Source organism: Staphylococcus agnetis (assembly GCF_002901865.1).
GTDB lineage: Bacteria > Bacillota > Bacilli > Staphylococcales > Staphylococcaceae > Staphylococcus > Staphylococcus agnetis.
This window is the reverse complement of the sequence record NZ_PPQF01000008.1, coordinates 46,006-61,604: the sequence shown is the minus strand read 5'-3', so window position 1 is coordinate 61,604 and position 15,599 is coordinate 46,006. Positions and strand designations below refer to the sequence as shown.

General features: G+C 35.9%; 18 protein-coding genes. 10 read left to right on the top strand and 8 right to left on the bottom strand.

Going from position 1 to position 15,599, the window contains the following annotated elements; all coding sequences use genetic code 11:
* Positions 1 to 111: 111 nt before the first annotated feature.
* From CD172_RS01270 to CD172_RS01255, 4 genes are all read left to right on the top strand, one after another.
* A complete protein-coding gene (locus tag CD172_RS01270) occupies positions 112 to 339 on the top strand; it encodes a DUF3923 family protein (protein WP_103345221.1) in 228 nt (75 codons plus the stop codon).
* A gap of 143 nt (positions 340 to 482) precedes the next feature.
* On the top strand, positions 483 to 743 hold the full coding sequence (locus CD172_RS01265; RefSeq protein WP_103345220.1) for a hypothetical protein: 261 nt from the start codon (positions 483 to 485) through the stop codon (positions 741 to 743).
* A 5-nt stretch (positions 744 to 748) separates the two neighbouring features.
* Positions 749 to 1,363, top strand: a complete 615-nt coding sequence (locus tag CD172_RS01260; RefSeq protein WP_103345219.1) for a LysE/ArgO family amino acid transporter — start codon at positions 749 to 751, stop codon at positions 1,361 to 1,363.
* 257 nt (positions 1,364 to 1,620) lie between these two features.
* A complete protein-coding gene (locus CD172_RS01255; protein ID WP_103345218.1) occupies positions 1,621 to 2,835 on the top strand; it encodes a hypothetical protein in 1,215 nt (404 codons plus the stop codon).
* A gap of 390 nt (positions 2,836 to 3,225) precedes the next feature.
* Here CD172_RS01255 and CD172_RS01250 read toward each other — a convergent pair whose 3' ends face one another.
* The 5 genes from CD172_RS01250 to CD172_RS01230 all read right to left on the bottom strand — a co-directional run bounded on the left by CD172_RS01250 (position 3,226) and on the right by CD172_RS01230 (position 7,453).
* Positions 3,226 to 4,059 carry an urease accessory protein UreD gene (locus CD172_RS01250; protein WP_103345217.1) on the bottom strand — a complete coding sequence of 278 codons (834 nt, stop codon included), beginning with the start codon at positions 4,057 to 4,059 and terminating at the stop codon, positions 3,226 to 3,228.
* Between the two features lies 1 nt (position 4,060).
* Entirely contained in the window at positions 4,061 to 4,672 is a 612-nt protein-coding gene (gene ureG, locus CD172_RS01245; RefSeq protein WP_060552180.1) for an urease accessory protein UreG, read from the bottom strand.
* 11 nt (positions 4,673 to 4,683) lie between these two features.
* Positions 4,684 to 5,373: an urease accessory protein UreF gene (locus tag CD172_RS01240; RefSeq protein WP_103345216.1), complete on the bottom strand. Its 690-nt coding sequence runs from the start codon at positions 5,371 to 5,373 to the stop codon at positions 4,684 to 4,686.
* Positions 5,366 to 5,818 carry an urease accessory protein UreE gene (gene ureE, locus CD172_RS01235; RefSeq protein WP_103345215.1) on the bottom strand — a complete coding sequence of 151 codons (453 nt, stop codon included), beginning with the start codon at positions 5,816 to 5,818 and terminating at the stop codon, positions 5,366 to 5,368. Before ureE ends, CD172_RS01240 begins: the two co-directional genes overlap by 8 nt.
* 177 nt (positions 5,819 to 5,995) lie before the next feature.
* On the bottom strand, positions 5,996 to 7,453 hold the full coding sequence (locus CD172_RS01230) for a carbon starvation CstA family protein (RefSeq protein ID WP_103345214.1): 1,458 nt from the start codon (positions 7,451 to 7,453) through the stop codon (positions 5,996 to 5,998).
* A 428-nt stretch (positions 7,454 to 7,881) separates the two neighbouring features.
* Here CD172_RS01230 and CD172_RS01225 point away from each other — a divergent pair, with 428 nt between their 5' ends.
* Both CD172_RS01225 and CD172_RS01220 read left to right on the top strand, forming a co-directional pair.
* Complete coding sequence (locus CD172_RS01225; protein ID WP_037565133.1) at positions 7,882 to 8,397, top strand: YceI family protein; 516 nt, start codon at positions 7,882 to 7,884, stop codon at positions 8,395 to 8,397.
* 231 nt (positions 8,398 to 8,628) lie between these two features.
* Positions 8,629 to 9,552, top strand: a complete 924-nt coding sequence (locus tag CD172_RS01220; protein WP_103345213.1) for a DUF5996 family protein — start codon at positions 8,629 to 8,631, stop codon at positions 9,550 to 9,552.
* A 274-nt stretch (positions 9,553 to 9,826) separates the two neighbouring features.
* On the opposite strand, the gene CD172_RS01215 is transcribed toward CD172_RS01220, so the two are convergent.
* The 3 genes from CD172_RS01215 to CD172_RS01205 all read right to left on the bottom strand — a co-directional run bounded on the left by CD172_RS01215 (position 9,827) and on the right by CD172_RS01205 (position 12,427).
* Complete coding sequence (locus tag CD172_RS01215) at positions 9,827 to 11,035, bottom strand: hypothetical protein (protein WP_103345212.1); 1,209 nt, start codon at positions 11,033 to 11,035, stop codon at positions 9,827 to 9,829.
* 24 nt (positions 11,036 to 11,059) lie between these two features.
* Positions 11,060 to 11,338 (bottom strand): GNAT family N-acetyltransferase, encoded by a 279-nt coding sequence (locus tag CD172_RS01210; protein WP_037565137.1) that lies wholly within the window; start codon positions 11,336 to 11,338, stop codon positions 11,060 to 11,062.
* A 171-nt stretch (positions 11,339 to 11,509) separates the two neighbouring features.
* Complete coding sequence (locus tag CD172_RS01205) at positions 11,510 to 12,427, bottom strand: M23 family metallopeptidase (RefSeq protein ID WP_103345211.1); 918 nt, start codon at positions 12,425 to 12,427, stop codon at positions 11,510 to 11,512.
* Between the two features lie 276 nt (positions 12,428 to 12,703).
* Here CD172_RS01205 and CD172_RS01200 point away from each other — a divergent pair, with 276 nt between their 5' ends.
* The 4 genes from CD172_RS01200 to CD172_RS01185 all read left to right on the top strand — a co-directional run bounded on the left by CD172_RS01200 (position 12,704) and on the right by CD172_RS01185 (position 15,415).
* Complete coding sequence (locus tag CD172_RS01200; protein WP_037565140.1) at positions 12,704 to 13,132, top strand: MarR family winged helix-turn-helix transcriptional regulator; 429 nt, start codon at positions 12,704 to 12,706, stop codon at positions 13,130 to 13,132.
* A 75-nt stretch (positions 13,133 to 13,207) separates the two neighbouring features.
* Positions 13,208 to 14,167 (top strand): ring-cleaving dioxygenase MhqE, encoded by a 960-nt coding sequence (mhqE, locus tag CD172_RS01195; protein ID WP_103345210.1) that lies wholly within the window; start codon positions 13,208 to 13,210, stop codon positions 14,165 to 14,167.
* A gap of 24 nt (positions 14,168 to 14,191) precedes the next feature.
* Positions 14,192 to 14,827 carry a flavin reductase family protein gene (locus CD172_RS01190; protein WP_103345209.1) on the top strand — a complete coding sequence of 212 codons (636 nt, stop codon included), beginning with the start codon at positions 14,192 to 14,194 and terminating at the stop codon, positions 14,825 to 14,827.
* Positions 14,828 to 15,415, top strand: coding sequence for an alpha/beta hydrolase (locus tag CD172_RS01185; protein ID WP_103345208.1), 588 nt, complete (start codon positions 14,828 to 14,830; stop codon positions 15,413 to 15,415). It begins immediately after the preceding gene.
* Positions 15,416 to 15,599: the final 184 nt, after the last annotated feature.

Sequence of the window (15,599 nt, the reverse complement as noted above, 5' to 3'; positions counted from 1 at the left end):
ACGCCTAGAAGCGAGGTGTTAGGGACAATTATAAATTGAAAAGCTTTACGTCCTATCCATCATTTTTATGTTATTATATTTAATAATAAATAATTTTTATAGGAGGACGTTATGTTGAGAGCATCGTGGGTGTTGTGGAGCATCATAACAGCTTTTTGGTTCATTTTATATTTAAGTGTATCGGCTTTTTTATGGTTACGTGAAGTTGACGGTACCGGTACAGTTCAAACGCCAGAATTAAAACTGATTTCCATCGGTGTATGGAGTGTATTTTATATCATTCCATGTTGCATTCAAATCATATGGTTCATTTTCAATCTGATTAAATCTAAAAAATAGCCGTTATACCGCTAATACAACACCAAGCAAAAATTGCATTATTTCGTATTCAAAAGTTTACATATATCAACGTTAATGATGACGTCATATTTTTTAAATGATGCATCAACATCAATGTCATACTTATCTTAGGGGGATTTTTTATGAAAATATCGTGGATTATATGGTGGATTTTTAATGCCTTTTGGTTATTATTGTCTATTATTGGAGTAATCGTCATATTAAATATGAATGGCCCAGCTCATCAAATTTCATCTGACGCTATACATATTTATTTCGTTATAATCCTAATTTGGCTGGCACAATTCATTATTCCGTTCACGATTCAATTTACTTGGATGGTGATTAATATTACATTAACAATCAAAGAACGTAATAAACCGAAATATCAAGAGAAAGTGTGATTAAAATGTTGCAAGCAGTGTTACATGGCATTTTACTCGCATTAGGCTTGATTTTACCGTTAGGTGCTCAAAATGTCTTTGTTTTTAATCAAGGGGCAAATCACAAAAATTGGGTGCGTACCCTACCGGTCATCGTGACTGCAGGTTTATGTGATACGTTATTAATTTTACTTGCGGTTTTAGGCGTCTCTTTAGTGTTGATGTCTTTACCTACGCTTCAATTGGTCGTTTATATCATTGGTTTCATTTTTTTACTTTATATGGCCTGGTCATTATGGCGTGAAAAGCCTGCGTCAATAGAAAAGCAGACACAAATGTCGGCTAAGAAACAAATTGGCTTTGCCCTCTCAGTTTCACTGTTAAATCCGCATGCGATTATGGATACTATCGGCGTTATCGGGACAAGTGCAGCGCTTTATACAGGAAGTGAAAAAGTCATCTTTACGCTAGCAACGATTACGGTATCATGGGTATGGTTTATCACGTTAGTCTTATTGGGACGTTTTGTAGGTCATGTCGATCGTACGGGTAAATTTATTATTATATTAAACAAATGCTCAAGTATCATTATCATTGTCGTAGCAATCATCATCCTTAAAAACATTCTTCAACTTTTATAATTCTACTTATATTTAACTTTCTTAAGAGGTGTTCAATATCACCTCTCTTTTTTTTCGGCATCCATATAAATGTTATCTCATTAAATGCACTTTAACTTAATAGATTTATAGAATGTTATTTTTGTAATTTTAAAAACAATAACAACTTATATTATTTAAAGTATATATACCAACCTACATTTTATCATTTTATGTTATGATTACCACAATACAATTTTTATTGATATTTAAAAACTTAAAAAAGGGTGGGAGCGCAGATGGATTTCATTAAAAAGTACAAATGGTTTATTATCAGTGGTATTGTGGCGTTAGCTGTCATTATTTTACTCACATTCGTATTCATTAAAAATAAGAAAGTAAATGTAGAAGATGATGTCAAAGTCGAATTTTCAGGATACAACGGATCAGGTTATGCACATATCACTGATAAGTCCTTAGAAAAAATTACAAATAAACTTTTAGCTCAAGCATTAAGACAGGCAGATTTTAAAAATAAAGATGTCATTGAGATGATTGAAAAAGGTAATACAGACGACTTAGATAGCGAAAAATTCACTAAAGAAGAACAAGATCAATTGTTGAAAGCAGGAAAGATATTAGAAAGCTTTGACCTTGATATTGATAAAGAAGATAAATTATCAAATGGTGACAAAATTAAAGTCACGTTAAAAATTAAGAAAAACATGTCAAAAGAGTATCAACTAAAAGCAAAAGAATTCACTAAAGAATTTAAAGTGTCCGGTTTAAAAAATCCGAAATCTCTTGATGCAAAATCTTTATTTGAAGGCTTAAATCCAACATTTACTGGATTGAATGGTAGCGGGCAACTACATCTTTTATATAAAGATGCACCTGAATCAATCAAAAAGCTATCTCTTTCAAACTTTGAATTTACCGTCCCAAATAATGGAAAACTGAAAAATGGAGATAAAGTCAAGTTAGAAGTACCTGAAGAAGTTGTCAAGCAAATTAATGATAGTGAATCCACGAACTTTAAGGGCAATACAACATATGAATTAGAAGTAAAAGATTTAAAAGACATTAATAAGCTAGAAAACGTGAGCGCTTTATTAGAAGACAACACTAAACTTATTAATGATCGTTTTAAAAGTTCAAGTTATTCAAAATCCTCTACCGAACAAATTGGTCAATACTTTAAAACGAGCAATAATGTAGAATCAGAATTTGCTTTTGGTTCAAGCGATAGTGATGACACGTCTGAAAAAATCTCACCCGTGAACGACATCGAAGACACTAGAGTGACGTTAATTACTGCAGTAAAAGTCACTGAAACAAGCAAATACTCTGACCCAGAGGTAAAATATGCGTACTCTGGTTACTCAAATTATCTTTTAGAAGGCAACCGATTAACCAAAGACGATACGACTAAAGAAATTGACGAATTAAATTCAGAAGAAGATTTAGAAGAATTTAATAATACGTTAGATAGCAATGGTTTCATCGCATTATAAATCATTTAAACAAGATGATATCATTAATAAAAAAGAGCTGGGATATAAATCATTAAACTTATGATTGTCCCTAACGCCTCGCTTTTCTAGGCGCCTTACCTCAACTAATTTTGAGAGCAAAAATCTTTTAGATTTTTGCTCTCAAAATGGATTTTCGATTACGGCTAAATGCCTCAGAAGTCTCGGCTAAGGGATCAATCACAATGCATCATAGTGTCTATCACTAAGACTAAATCGATATATATAGATAAATAATAGTTAACAAAGTTCATGTATCAATGAATTTTGTTGGCTTATTTTTAATTAACAGGTCTGCTTTGTCACTGCCTTTTTTTATTTTAGAGTCAATTAAAGTTGAGGTAGCAACTTTTTAAGCGTATGCACCACTAATTAATACTTCCGTAAAAATTGTGCATCTTCTTCGTGATAGGTCGTCATCACAAATTGATGTACATCATGAATCACGCGATTAATGACATCCGTAGACTGTGCTAATATACGTACCGTTAGCCCATGTGTCGGCAATAATGTGACGCCGACACGACATGTAGGATTAATGTGCTGAGTGACCACATCCTGAACCGCTTCAACACATTTTTGGTTCACGTGTGGACTCATATAAAAACATGTCCCTAGATGGGTAAAGCCTTCCATATATCCAATATCAGATACTTTATTTTTATGAGTGTCTAATCGTAAATGATCATAAACAACCAATTGACCATCCACTTCAATTTCATTTAATAAATGTAAGTAGTCGTATTGAAACATACGCCCTTCTTTGTCATAACCCGGAGTCAGAATATCTGAATAAAACATTGTCGCATGCTTTGACAGTTTAAAAACATTATGTTGGTAAAATTTAGCGTGTGTATAACCAATAATTGGATCTCCAATGTATTCCATAAAACTTTCATCCTCCAACATGAAAGTTTGATATTGTTCCACACGATCTGCCAACGTTTTAAAAACAATGGTCGCCCCTTGATTTGTTAAAACAGCATGCGCATTTTTTTCAAAGTGTATGTGCATCCGGTAGCGGTCACCATCGACAAAGCCACCACCTAATTGAATTAAAAACATAGTCGGATGTGGACTGCCATTAAGATACGATGGACGTAATACTTTGAGCCCACCTTGAAAATACGTTTTACCATTTATCGTTTTGGACCCATCATGTTTAAATGTGAGATCCAGTTCCCCTGTCCAATCTGAAATGGCCATACTATGCTAATCCTTCAAGAAAAACGTCTTTACGAATCCACGCGATGACATCTTCTAAACCTTCATCTGTTTTTAAATTCGTAAATGTGAAGGGGCGGTCTTTTCTAAACTTCGTCGTATCTTCAGCCATTTGATCTAAAGAGGCACCAACGTGCGGCGCAAGGTCTGTTTTATTGATAATAAAATAATCAGATTTTATCATCCCTTGCCCCCCTTTTCGAGGAATCTTCTCTCCTTGCGCAACATCAATGATATAGATTGAAAAGTCCACAAGTTCTGGACTAAATGTTGCTGCTAAATTATCACCACCTGATTCAATAAACAATAATTCTATATCAGGATGTCGTTCCATTAATTCATCTATTGCCGCAAAATTCATAGAGGCATCTTCACGGATGGCAGTGTGCGGGCAGCCTCCGGTCTCAACGCCAATGATACGATCTTCAGGTAAAACACCTGTTGCGACAAGAATTTTTTCATCTTCTTTTGTATAAATATCATTTGTAATGACACCTATACTTTTATCCTTCGATAATTGTTTCACGACTTTCTCAATAAGTTGCGTTTTGCCTGCCCCAACAGGACCCCCAATACCAATTTTTACAGGTTTCATATTAAATCCTCCTACGAAATAAAGATTCTAACGTTCACATTTTCATGTTCTAATTGATTCATCTCAATGCCTGGTGCAGTAAGTCCAAAATTGGATGTTTCTTGATGCATAATAGACTTACGCGTTTCTGTAATAAAAGCCATCATATCCATAACAATTTTTTGTCCTTCTGTTTGTCCTAACGGTATGGCTCGCACCGCATTTTGCGTTAAACTTGAAATATTTTGGTATAAAAAATAATCGATAATTCGTTCTAAAGCAATACCTAAATGATGTCCTAATAATGTAAATACTACTGCAGGATGACCATGAAGCCGATATGCACTGACTTCTTTAAAATACCAATTTAACCATTGGTCATCATAAAGCGTATGTGCCAAGTGTGCCATACGTTTTCCCATTTGCTTTGTACCCACACGCGTTTCTCTAGGAATATTTTGTACAAACAATAATTGATCAATGCGTTTCATTTCTGCGATATTGTTATTTTCAACCGCTTCATACGTCATACGCATCGCTAAACCATCGGTATACGTTAACTGCTCTGTAAGAAACACTTCTAACCAGTTTTGAAACGATGCCGCATCGTCGACGTCATTCCGTTGAATGTACGTTTCTAATCCATATGAATGACTAAATGCACCCGTTGGAAATTGTGAATCACAAAATTGAAAGAGCTTTAGTTCAGCTTGATTAATCATGAGAATGTCCTATATGTTTAAAGGCTTGATTGACTTTACGTGCTTCACGTTCATAAGGAATGCCTAAACCTTTCAATAGGTCCTCAACTAAGTAATCATATTGAACGAGCATTTCCGTGTCAGTGAATTGTGCAGGTAAATGACGGTTACCTAATTGATGCGCAATGTCACCCATTTCTTTCAACGAGCGTGGCTTTATCGCGATAATATCTTCAGAATTAACATCTATAATAATCATATTGCTTTCATCACGATATAAAATATCTCCATATTGTAAATCGATGGGCTGATTTAAGCGAATGCCTATTTCTGTACCGTGATCCGTTGTGACACGTTGGATACGTTTAACGAGATCAGAATTTTCAAGATATACTTTCTCAATGTGCATGTGTTTTTCTTCTTGTGTTAAATTTGCGATATTACCTTGAATGGATTCTACTATCATGTGGTCATCTCCTTTTCTTCGACACTTATTTTAACATTTACAGATAGAAACGAATAATAAAACACTTTCGTAGAATAACAAATAAACAAAGAGGTAGTCTCAGGTCACACTAAAAAGAGCGTTGCCAGTACATCTGACAACGCCCTTTAAATTCCATTATTTTATTATCATACTATTTCAGATGCTGGGCACCTTTTGTTTTTTTACAGGATGATCTAATACAAAAGTGGCGCCAACTGTATTTTTACGATATTGGTAAATGAAATAGCCGAGCCATAACGCCGTACACCCTATTGCGATAACGTAGCTCAAATTAAGGTCCAAACCGAATCCTATTGGTTGACTTAAAATATAAGTGAACAAATTCCATGTCATGAACGTTGCTGGAACTGCCGCTACCCAAAAGTTTTTCTTCGCAATCAACAAATACATTGCACCTACCCATAATGCGACCGCTGCAGTCGTCTGATTAGCCCAAGAAAAATAGCGCCATAAAATCGTAAAGTCGATTTGAGTCAGTAAAAAGCTTGCTACAAATAACGGAACAGCCACAAGAAATCGTTTACCAATGGCCTTTTGTCCTAAATGAATATAATCTGCAATAATCATCCGCGCACTTCTAAATGATGTATCACCACTTGTAATCGGTAAAATAATAACACCTAAAATAGCAATTGTTCCAAACACTGAACCTAAAAGCATCGTTGCGACTTTACTTACTACAAGTGCCGCTTCACCTTGAGCCAATACGTTTTGTAAACCTCCGTAACTACCAAACAAGCTCATCGCTGCCGCTGCCCAAATCATTGCGATGATACCTTCTGCGATCATCATACCGTAAAAAATCACACGCGCATTTTTCTCTTTATTTGTCGTACGTGAAATAATCGGTGACTGTGTCGCATGAAAACCTGATAACGCCCCACAAGTAATCGTAAAGAACAGCAGAGGAAATATCGGCGCATGGTCAGGATGCATATTTTGTAATGTTAACTCAGGAATTGGCGCGCCAGTTTGAATTAATCTGAATCCTACGCCCACAGCACTAATGACAAGTAACGCCCCAAATACAGGATAAATACGTCCAATGATTTTATCGATTGGCAATACTGTCGATAAAATATAGTACACAAAAATCACGAAAATAATAAAGCCTAATGCTATGCGACCATCCATTAAATTATGAAGTAACAAGGCAGGGCTCGTTACGAAAACCGTTCCTGTTAGCAAAAGTAACAATAATGTAAAGACATTCACCACATGCTTCATTGCTTGACCTAAAAATTTCCCAGCAAGCTGTGGTAAATGTGCACCACGATTTCGAATAGAAATCATCCCTGTTAAATAATCATGGACCGCTCCAGCAAAAATACATCCAACTACAATCCATATAAAGGCAACCGGACCATAGAGTGCTCCCATAATCGGTCCAAAAATAGGTCCCACACCCGCTATATTAAGTAATTGTATAAGTGAATTAGAAGATGTTTTCATTGGGACATAATCGACATTATCGCGTTGGTCGTGTGCTGGTGTTGGTCGATCATATTTAGGACCAAACATGTAATCAATATATTTTCCATAAGTAAAATAGCCTAAAATCAACACAATGATACAAACAATAAACGTAATCATCGTACTCCCCCTTTTTCCCCTTAAATAATTTTGAAAGCGCTTTCTAATATTGTATACGATATGCTCTTCATTCACAATATTGACACAAATTTAAATTCAAAAAATAAAATGTCGCGCTTACGTGTTTACCGCGATTCAACCTTCGTCGCATTTTTTTCCCGAAGTTTTCTTATGGCATCTAAAGTAATGAAACGCGCTAAGACGACATTGAAGATTCACAAATTTATAAGGTATCGCTTTTCATCGTCACTTTAAAAAGGATGTTTCAATATCGTATGACTTAGGTAAACAGTTAATGTGAACACCATTAGAATTGTGCGATTGTTAAATTTTATTTCGAATTTGAAATTTTTTGCTTGAAATGGTTTGAATTATGGTATATTATTTATACCGTAAAGTAATAAAACATAACTAGGGGGCATTTTAAAATGGCAAAATATAATTTCGATCAAGTACACAGCACATTAGACTTTTCAATTAAACATTTAATGGTATCTAAAGTTAAAGGCACTTTTGATGATTATCATGTCGAGTTAACTGGTGATCTAAACGACCTTTCAACTGTAGAAGCAACAGTGAAAATTGATGTTGATTCAATTAATACAGGTAACAAAGATCGTGATAATCACTTAAAATCAGCTGATTTCTTCAACACAGATGAAAACAAAGAAATTACATTTAAAACGACTAAAATTACTGAAGATAGCGTAACTGGAGATTTAACAATAGCTGGTCAAACACATGAAGAAACATTTGATTTCGATTTTAATGGCATTAGTGTGAATCCTATGTCAGGTGGTAAAGTTACTGGTTTTTCTGTATCAGGTAAAATCAACCGTGAAAAATACGGCGTAGATTTCAACCAAGCTTTAGAAACAGGCGGCGTTATGATTGGTAAAGATGTAAAATTTGAAGCTGATGCTGAATTCTCTGTAGAAGAATAGTACGTATTCTTTATAATGCTTTTCACGTAAAATTCATATAAAAATGGCCTTCAACGTAAACTTTTAGAGATATACGCTGAAGGCTTTTATTATGCGTATTAAGCGCATTCAATTCAGATGCTGTGTTAATAGCGAATATTAAACAATATCACACATTACCAAACTTACATGTTTTTTATGTATTTTTAAAAGCGGGTATAGTTCATTGAAAACGTTAAGGAGGTCATCCATATGCTTAAAATGAAAGCATGGCAAAAAGAACGCGACACACTGCATCGCATTGCGCAAATGCTCGGTAAATATAAACTTGCGAGTGCCTTTCAAGAACCCCAATGGGCACATGTTATTTTAGACGTTACAACGACCGGCTTTTCAACAGGTCTATTATTCTATCATGATTGTACCTATACCATCCAAGTCGACTTACAAGCGCATCGAATCGAAATTGTAACAGATCGTGGCCGCGCTGATTATCCATTAAAAGATGGCACATCCATCCAAACCTATTACATCTGGATCACACGTACGTTAAAACAATTCGATATTGATGTTTCAATCTACCCTGTACCGCAAGAAGTAGCGGATCTTACACCTTTTGATGAAGATACCGTTCATCATCACTATAATGAAAAAATAAGTTTAGAAGTTTTACAGTTAATGAAATTTGCGGTACGTGCGTTAAGCCAATTTATTGCTCCATTTCGTGCGCGTAAAGTGAAGCCAGGCTTGTTTTGGGGAACATTTGATATATCCACGTTACTCAATTACAACGCTTTTCACGAAACATTTAAACCTTCGCAAGTGATTGAATACGCAGCTTTTGATGAACATTTTATCGAATTTGGCTTTTGGTTTGGAGACGAAACATTTGAAGGTCCAACTTTCTTTATATTGCCCTATCCATTTGTCGATGCATCGTTTACATTTGATCAACCTTTATTGGATCACGCGTATTTTGATACGTCATTAACAGAATTAATCTATCCATTAGATGCTGTAACTCCAGAATCATTTTATGACTTACAAACATTTTTTAATCAAGGATTTCATATTTTTAAAGACCATTTATCATGGCAACATTGTCAACATTATGAAGTACCGCTAAAAATGGCACAAAATCAAATTGGAAAATCACCTATTAAAACACAGCGGTAAGTCTTCCCTCATAGATGATGACAAAAAGAAGGCAGGACATCAACCACCTCATTTTGATTATTCCTAACACCTCGCTTTTCGAGGTACCTCTGAATTCTCGGCTAAGGAAGTAATCAAAGTCATGTTTAATTCCTCATACAAAAACCCCCTATAAAGTTTTCACTTTTTAAGTGTCTACTTTATAGGGAGTAATATATGAATACGTTTTGATGGCTGTATTGATATACAGGATTGTTATGTCCACCTTCTTTTACCTTATAAAACAAAGAAAGCACTATTCAAATTTATTTGCTGCTTCTCCATGTATATTTAAGCCATTTTTAACAATGCCTTCGTTTTGAACTGGCGCAATTTCTTTGCCGTACGTATATACATTGCCTTTAACTTCTAATCCTTCTACTTCTGCACCATCTAAAATACTAATGCCAATCGCAGATAATTCTTTAATGACACCTTTTACTAATGATTCACCTGTGCCACCATACGTTTCCACATTTTCGTGTACCGTAATTTGACCCACAGGCTTACTGATTTGGATACCTACTGCACCATCACCATGTGTCTCAATGCGTTTTAAATGAAGTTCCTTGATCGTTCCATCATAGTTATTAATACCTCGCGCACCTGTTCCTTTAGTCATAATTGGAGCTTGAATATCCAACAACTGAATATGACCGAAATTCACAAAGCCGATTCCGCTGGTACCTTCTGACAACACATCATTTTGAACAATCCATTCTTTAACAGCACCCCAGTTATCAAGAACCATGTCATTAAACCCGTACGTTTTTGTAATACCATGGTTCTCTACACGTTCAACATGTGCATTACTTACTGTAAATACACCACCAGAAATACGATCAGCTACACCTTGTTTCAATAGACCATGCGTATAAACATCTTTAGTCGTAATTAAATTTGCGTGAATTTTTGCCTCTTTTGTACCTGATACGAAAACACCGCTACCATTCACGGGTTCGCCGTCACGTCCAATGGAAACATCAGTAATTTGCGTATCAAAACGAATCTGTGGCGTACGATTCCAAACCGTAAGCCCCCCTTGAATAACAGTAACGCCAAACCCAGAAGGTCCTTCAGATTTGTGAGTAACATCCGCTTCTACCACATTAACATCAGTGATTTCCACATGAATATCATCAGAAGCATCGTCTGCAGTAAGATTAACCGCACCATAAGTTGTGACATGTTCAAGTTTAAAGTCACCGTTCACACCTTGCGATTGAAAACTCACCGCATCTTCATGTTTCTTAGTACGTAAAGTCAAATTTTTTAATGCGTTATTTGCAGTTAGGATAATCAATTGACCATTGCCTGTAATTTCGATTGAACGCGCTTTCCCTTCAAGTTGCACACCTGTTGCTAAAGTAATGGGACTTTCCACATTAATATTGTCTGTTATTACAATCTGTGCATGCTCTACGTTGGCTTCATTTAATTCTTCTAATGTTTTAACTTCTACCATTATTACGCCACCTATCTCTGTCTATTATTTTTGAAATACATCATGATATTCTGAGTGCTTTTCAAGAATGCCTTTTGCGAATGGGCACGTTGCTAAAATCATCTTGTCATTTTCACGCGCATAATCTACCGCTGCTTGTACAAGTTTTTTTCCGATACCTTGACCTTGTAAATGGTCACTCACTTCAGTATGGTCAATAATAATACGATCATTACCTGATGGAACATAAGTCATCAGCGCATCGAAATGATTTTCTGACTCTCCGACATAAAACTTATTTTCTCCATGTTTAACTTCTACCATAGCAATCATCCTTTATCATTATTTTTCCTACTATAAAAATGATACCACCATTGCGCACCATTTAACCAATATTATGCTATAAAAGTATTTAGACATAACGTGCCGTGTTAAAACAACGCTAATATAAAAAAGACGCGTATGTCTATCGTAGAGACACACCCGTCTTAATGGTTATTGATTTGCTAAATAATTGTCTGGGTTCACTGCATACTGATTTCCTATGCCACCTGACATACGTTGGAAATGTAAGTGTGGACCTGTAGAATTCCCAGTGCTACCTGATAAACCAATTTGTTGTCCTTTTTTAACAGTATCACCTGCTTGAACATTTAATTGATTCATATGCATATACCATTGGTAATAATTACTATTCGCTTCTTGAATAGTAATTTGGTTACCTCCACCGTAATTGCTCCAACCACTGTCAATAACTTTACCATCAGTAAATGAATACACTGGTGTATTTTCAGGCATACCGTAGTCTACCCCGTAGTGTGCCCCACCTGTCGTATACTGTCCATATGGTTGCCACTTCGGATACTTTTTAAGCCATCCCGACGCAGCTTGACTCGTGTTCGACGTACCGTCATGATTTTGCTGAGCATTACCACCAGAATGTTGTTGAGGCATGCCATAAGAAGCGGCTCTTCCACCTTGTGTACCATTACCTGTTTGATCTGTCGCATTTACATGCCAATCTCCCTGAGACTGCGTGTACGCCTGTGACGCATCGTATTGTGATTGATTATTACGGTATTGGGCTTGAATGGCTTCATGAGATTGGCTAGGTGTGTCACTATTGTCATTTTGGAATGTTTGTGTGTAATACACATAGTGCATATGACCGTTGGCATCAGTATATGATGATTGATATAAACCTTGTTCAAACATCGACACATCCCAATGACCATCTATTGTATGATGATAATTACCATGCACATCTATCGTAATATAATCATTCGTTTCTTCTGAAAATGTTGTAGTATAAGCTGACAGTTGGATACCTTCTGACGCTTCGGCATCTCCATGCATGAGACCAAACGTCGCAAATCCAATAGTAGCGATTGTCGCAGCTGTTACTTTTTTCATATAAATCCTCCTAAAACTAATGCATTATTAAAGCTAACAGCATGGTAACATATTTATACCACCAAGCAAGGTTTGTTATTAATTTAAAGTCATTTTGTAAAACAGTAGTAAACAAAAGCGTTTGTTTAACAATTTAATAACATTGCATTTTCTGTTTTGTAATATCATTCCATACACAACTCAGCACATTATTTTGAAACTTTCTACTTTACAGAAATGATAGTATCGGTTATAATTATCTCGAATTCGAAATAATAAACAAAGAAGGTGTTGTCTTTGAATCGTACAGAGACGTCATTAAAAGTTTTTATTGGCCTTAAACGCACAAACGACATGTTAGATAAGAAAATTCATAAAGATATCAAATCATATGGTCTCAATGTTACAGAATTTGCTGTATTAGAAGTGCTCTACAATCGTGGAGAACATACCATTCAACGCATTAAAGAGCGCATTTTAATCGCAAGTAGTAGTACCACGTATGTCGTTACTAACTTAGAGAAAAAAGGATATATAAAGCGTCGTCAAGATCCAAAAGATAGACGTGTGAGTTATGCCTCACTTACTGATAAAGGACAAGCATTTATGGAAGAGATTTTTCCACAGCACGCTGACGCTATTGCTTCAGTATTCTCAGATTTAACAGAAGAAGAACTTGAAAGTTTACAAAAAGTTCTCAAACGCATTAGTACACAAGCCGAGTAATATGGGCTCAGTGTACTTGATTTTTACATTAAAATTATTTCGAATTAGAAATATAATTAAGGGAGAGATTTGATTATGATTCAATTTCCATTAAAAGGTATTCATCATGTGACTGCAATGACAGATGATGCTGAACGTAACTACCACTTTTTTACAGATGTTTTAGGCATGCGCCTTGTGAAAAAAACAGTCAATCAAGATGATATTTATACGTACCATACATTTTTTGCCGATGATGAAGGCAATGCAGGTACTGATATGACATTCTTTGATTTTCCAAACAATCCAAAAGGTCAAAAAGGAACAAATTCAATCAGCCGTCCTTCATTTCGTGTTCCAAATGATGCAGCACTCGAATACTATCAAGCACGTTTTGATGCATTTAATGTAAAACATGATGGTATTCAAGACTTATTCGGTAAAAAAGTGTTACCCTTTGAAGAAGAGGACGGTCAGACTTACCAATTGATTTCTGATGAAAATAATACAGGTGTCGCACCTGGCGTACCTTGGAAAAATGGACCTGTCCCAGAAGATAAAGCGATTTATGGATTAGGTCCCATTGAAATTACAATAAGTTATTATGACAAATTTAAACAAACACTCATTGATCTTTATGGCATGACACCTATTTTAGAAACAGAAGATGTTTCGATTTTAGAAGTAGGTGAAGGTGGTAATGGGGGACAAGTGATTTTACGTAAAGACCAAGGTACGCAAGCACGTCAAGGCTACGGTGAAGTACACCACGTATCATTCCGTGTTGAAGATGATACAGCAATACAAGATTGGTTTGAACGTTATGAAGCATTAGGCGTAAGAAATTCAGGCATCATTGACCGCTTCTTCTTTAAAGCACTCTATGCACGCATTGGACATATCTTAATTGAACTTTCAACAGACGGTCCTGGTTTCATGGGAGATGAACCTTATGAAACATTAGGTGAATCACTATCTTTACCACCATTTTTAGAAAGCAAAAGAGACTTTATAGAATCAGAAATAAGACCATTTAATACAAAACGATCCCATTAATTCTCTATGTGGAGGTCTGATGAGATGTATCATATTCAAGCAGAAAGTTTAACAAAACACGCATTATATAAGTTTTTAATTGGCACCGTTGTGCCGAGACCCATTGCGCTCATTACAACTTTATCTGAAGAAGGTATCACGAATATTGCACCATTTAGTTTCTTTAATATCGTGTCATCACAACCGCCCATCCTATCTGTAGCAATACAGCGACACGACGATGGCGCCATGAAAGATACTGCCCATCATATCGCATCACTTAAGGAGGCAATCGTACATGTGGTGACAGAAACTAATGTTCATGATGCGAATCAAACCGCTGCACCATTGAATATCAATAACAGTGAACTTGATTTGACTCAGTTTACAACTTGTCATTCGTCAACATCACGCATTCCAGCTTTAAATGAAAGCCCTGTACGATTTGAGACAAGGCTATATGAGCATATTGAAATTAAGACGGAAGGGCATACTGTCTCAGACTTAATGCTATTAGAAATCACACATCTCTATATTGATGAGACACTTTACGATCCCGAAAAAGGTTATGTGGATGTAGCCAGACTTCAACCGGTAAGCCGTCTTGCCGGTGATGATTATGCGACATTAGGTGACTTTTTTACAATTGAACGACCTAGATTTAAACGAGGTGAAAAATAAATGGAACATATTTTTAAACAAGGTCAAGCACAGGCACCGACATTTGTACTTTTACATGGTACCGGAGGCAATGAGCATGATTTATTACCCGTAGCTGAATTACTTGACCCATCGTATCACGCACTTGGCGTCCGAGGAAATGTTTTAGAAAACGGGATGAACCGGTTTTTCAAACGTCATGGTGAAGGCAACTATGATGTTGAAGATTTAAAATTCCGCGCCCATGAACTGCATCAATATATTCAAACGGCCGCACAACACTATGGGTTTGATATCAATCATGTGATTTTAGTCGGGTTTTCAAATGGTGCGAATATCGCGATTGAATTATTATTAAATGCGGATATGCCATATCGTAAAGGCTTACTTTTTGCGCCACTCTACCCTTTGGACGTTGACACACATTTAGACTTATCACAAAAATCCGTGTTCCTATCCATGGGTGAAAATGATCCAATCGTCACTGTTCAACAAAGTCATGACGTGGAACAATTATTTAAGCAACGTGGCGCACATGTTACATCTTATTGGGTAAATAGCCATGAACTCACAAGTGACGCAATCGAAGCCGCAAAAGCCACACTGTAATACAAGGGTGACTTTTCAAGACGCTAGTTCAATGACGTCGCATATCTTATTTCATCGTTTACTTCAAACCATTTAATATTCTTTATAAAATATGTATTTACGCCTTCAAAGTTCATACCCTCATGAATTTTGAAGGTTTTTTCTATGTCATTATATTACATACTAAATATGGCTACTTCTACGA

Excerpts from the sequence above, each read along its gene's own strand:
- CD172_RS01240 (WP_103345216.1), bottom strand. The coding sequence starts at position 5,373 with ATGATTAATCAAGCTGAACTAAAGCTCTTTCAATTTTGTGATTCACAA.
- CD172_RS01260 (WP_103345219.1), top strand. The coding sequence starts at position 749 with ATGTTGCAAGCAGTGTTACATGGCATTTTACTCGCATTAGGCTTGATT.
- CD172_RS01185 (WP_103345208.1), top strand. The coding sequence starts at position 14,828 with ATGGAACATATTTTTAAACAAGGTCAAGCACAGGCACCGACATTTGTA.
- CD172_RS01190 (WP_103345209.1), top strand. The coding sequence starts at position 14,192 with ATGTATCATATTCAAGCAGAAAGTTTAACAAAACACGCATTATATAAG.
- CD172_RS01230 (WP_103345214.1), bottom strand. The coding sequence starts at position 7,453 with ATGATTACGTTTATTGTTTGTATCATTGTGTTGATTTTAGGCTATTTT.
- CD172_RS01255 (WP_103345218.1), top strand. The coding sequence starts at position 1,621 with ATGGATTTCATTAAAAAGTACAAATGGTTTATTATCAGTGGTATTGTG.
- CD172_RS01220 (WP_103345213.1), top strand. The coding sequence starts at position 8,629 with ATGCTTAAAATGAAAGCATGGCAAAAAGAACGCGACACACTGCATCGC.
- ureG (WP_060552180.1), bottom strand. The coding sequence starts at position 4,672 with ATGAAACCTGTAAAAATTGGTATTGGGGGTCCTGTTGGGGCAGGCAAA.
- ureE (WP_103345215.1), bottom strand. The coding sequence starts at position 5,818 with ATGATAGTAGAATCCATTCAAGGTAATATCGCAAATTTAACACAAGAA.
- CD172_RS01210 (WP_037565137.1), bottom strand. The coding sequence starts at position 11,338 with ATGGTAGAAGTTAAACATGGAGAAAATAAGTTTTATGTCGGAGAGTCA.
- CD172_RS01205 (WP_103345211.1), bottom strand. The coding sequence starts at position 12,427 with ATGAAAAAAGTAACAGCTGCGACAATCGCTACTATTGGATTTGCGACG.
- mhqE (WP_103345210.1), top strand. The coding sequence starts at position 13,208 with ATGATTCAATTTCCATTAAAAGGTATTCATCATGTGACTGCAATGACA.
- CD172_RS01265 (WP_103345220.1), top strand. The coding sequence starts at position 483 with ATGAAAATATCGTGGATTATATGGTGGATTTTTAATGCCTTTTGGTTA.
- CD172_RS01270 (WP_103345221.1), top strand. The coding sequence starts at position 112 with ATGTTGAGAGCATCGTGGGTGTTGTGGAGCATCATAACAGCTTTTTGG.
- CD172_RS01225 (WP_037565133.1), top strand. The coding sequence starts at position 7,882 with ATGGCAAAATATAATTTCGATCAAGTACACAGCACATTAGACTTTTCA.
- CD172_RS01215 (WP_103345212.1), bottom strand. The coding sequence starts at position 11,035 with ATGGTAGAAGTTAAAACATTAGAAGAATTAAATGAAGCCAACGTAGAG.
- CD172_RS01250 (WP_103345217.1), bottom strand. The coding sequence starts at position 4,059 with ATGGCCATTTCAGATTGGACAGGGGAACTGGATCTCACATTTAAACAT.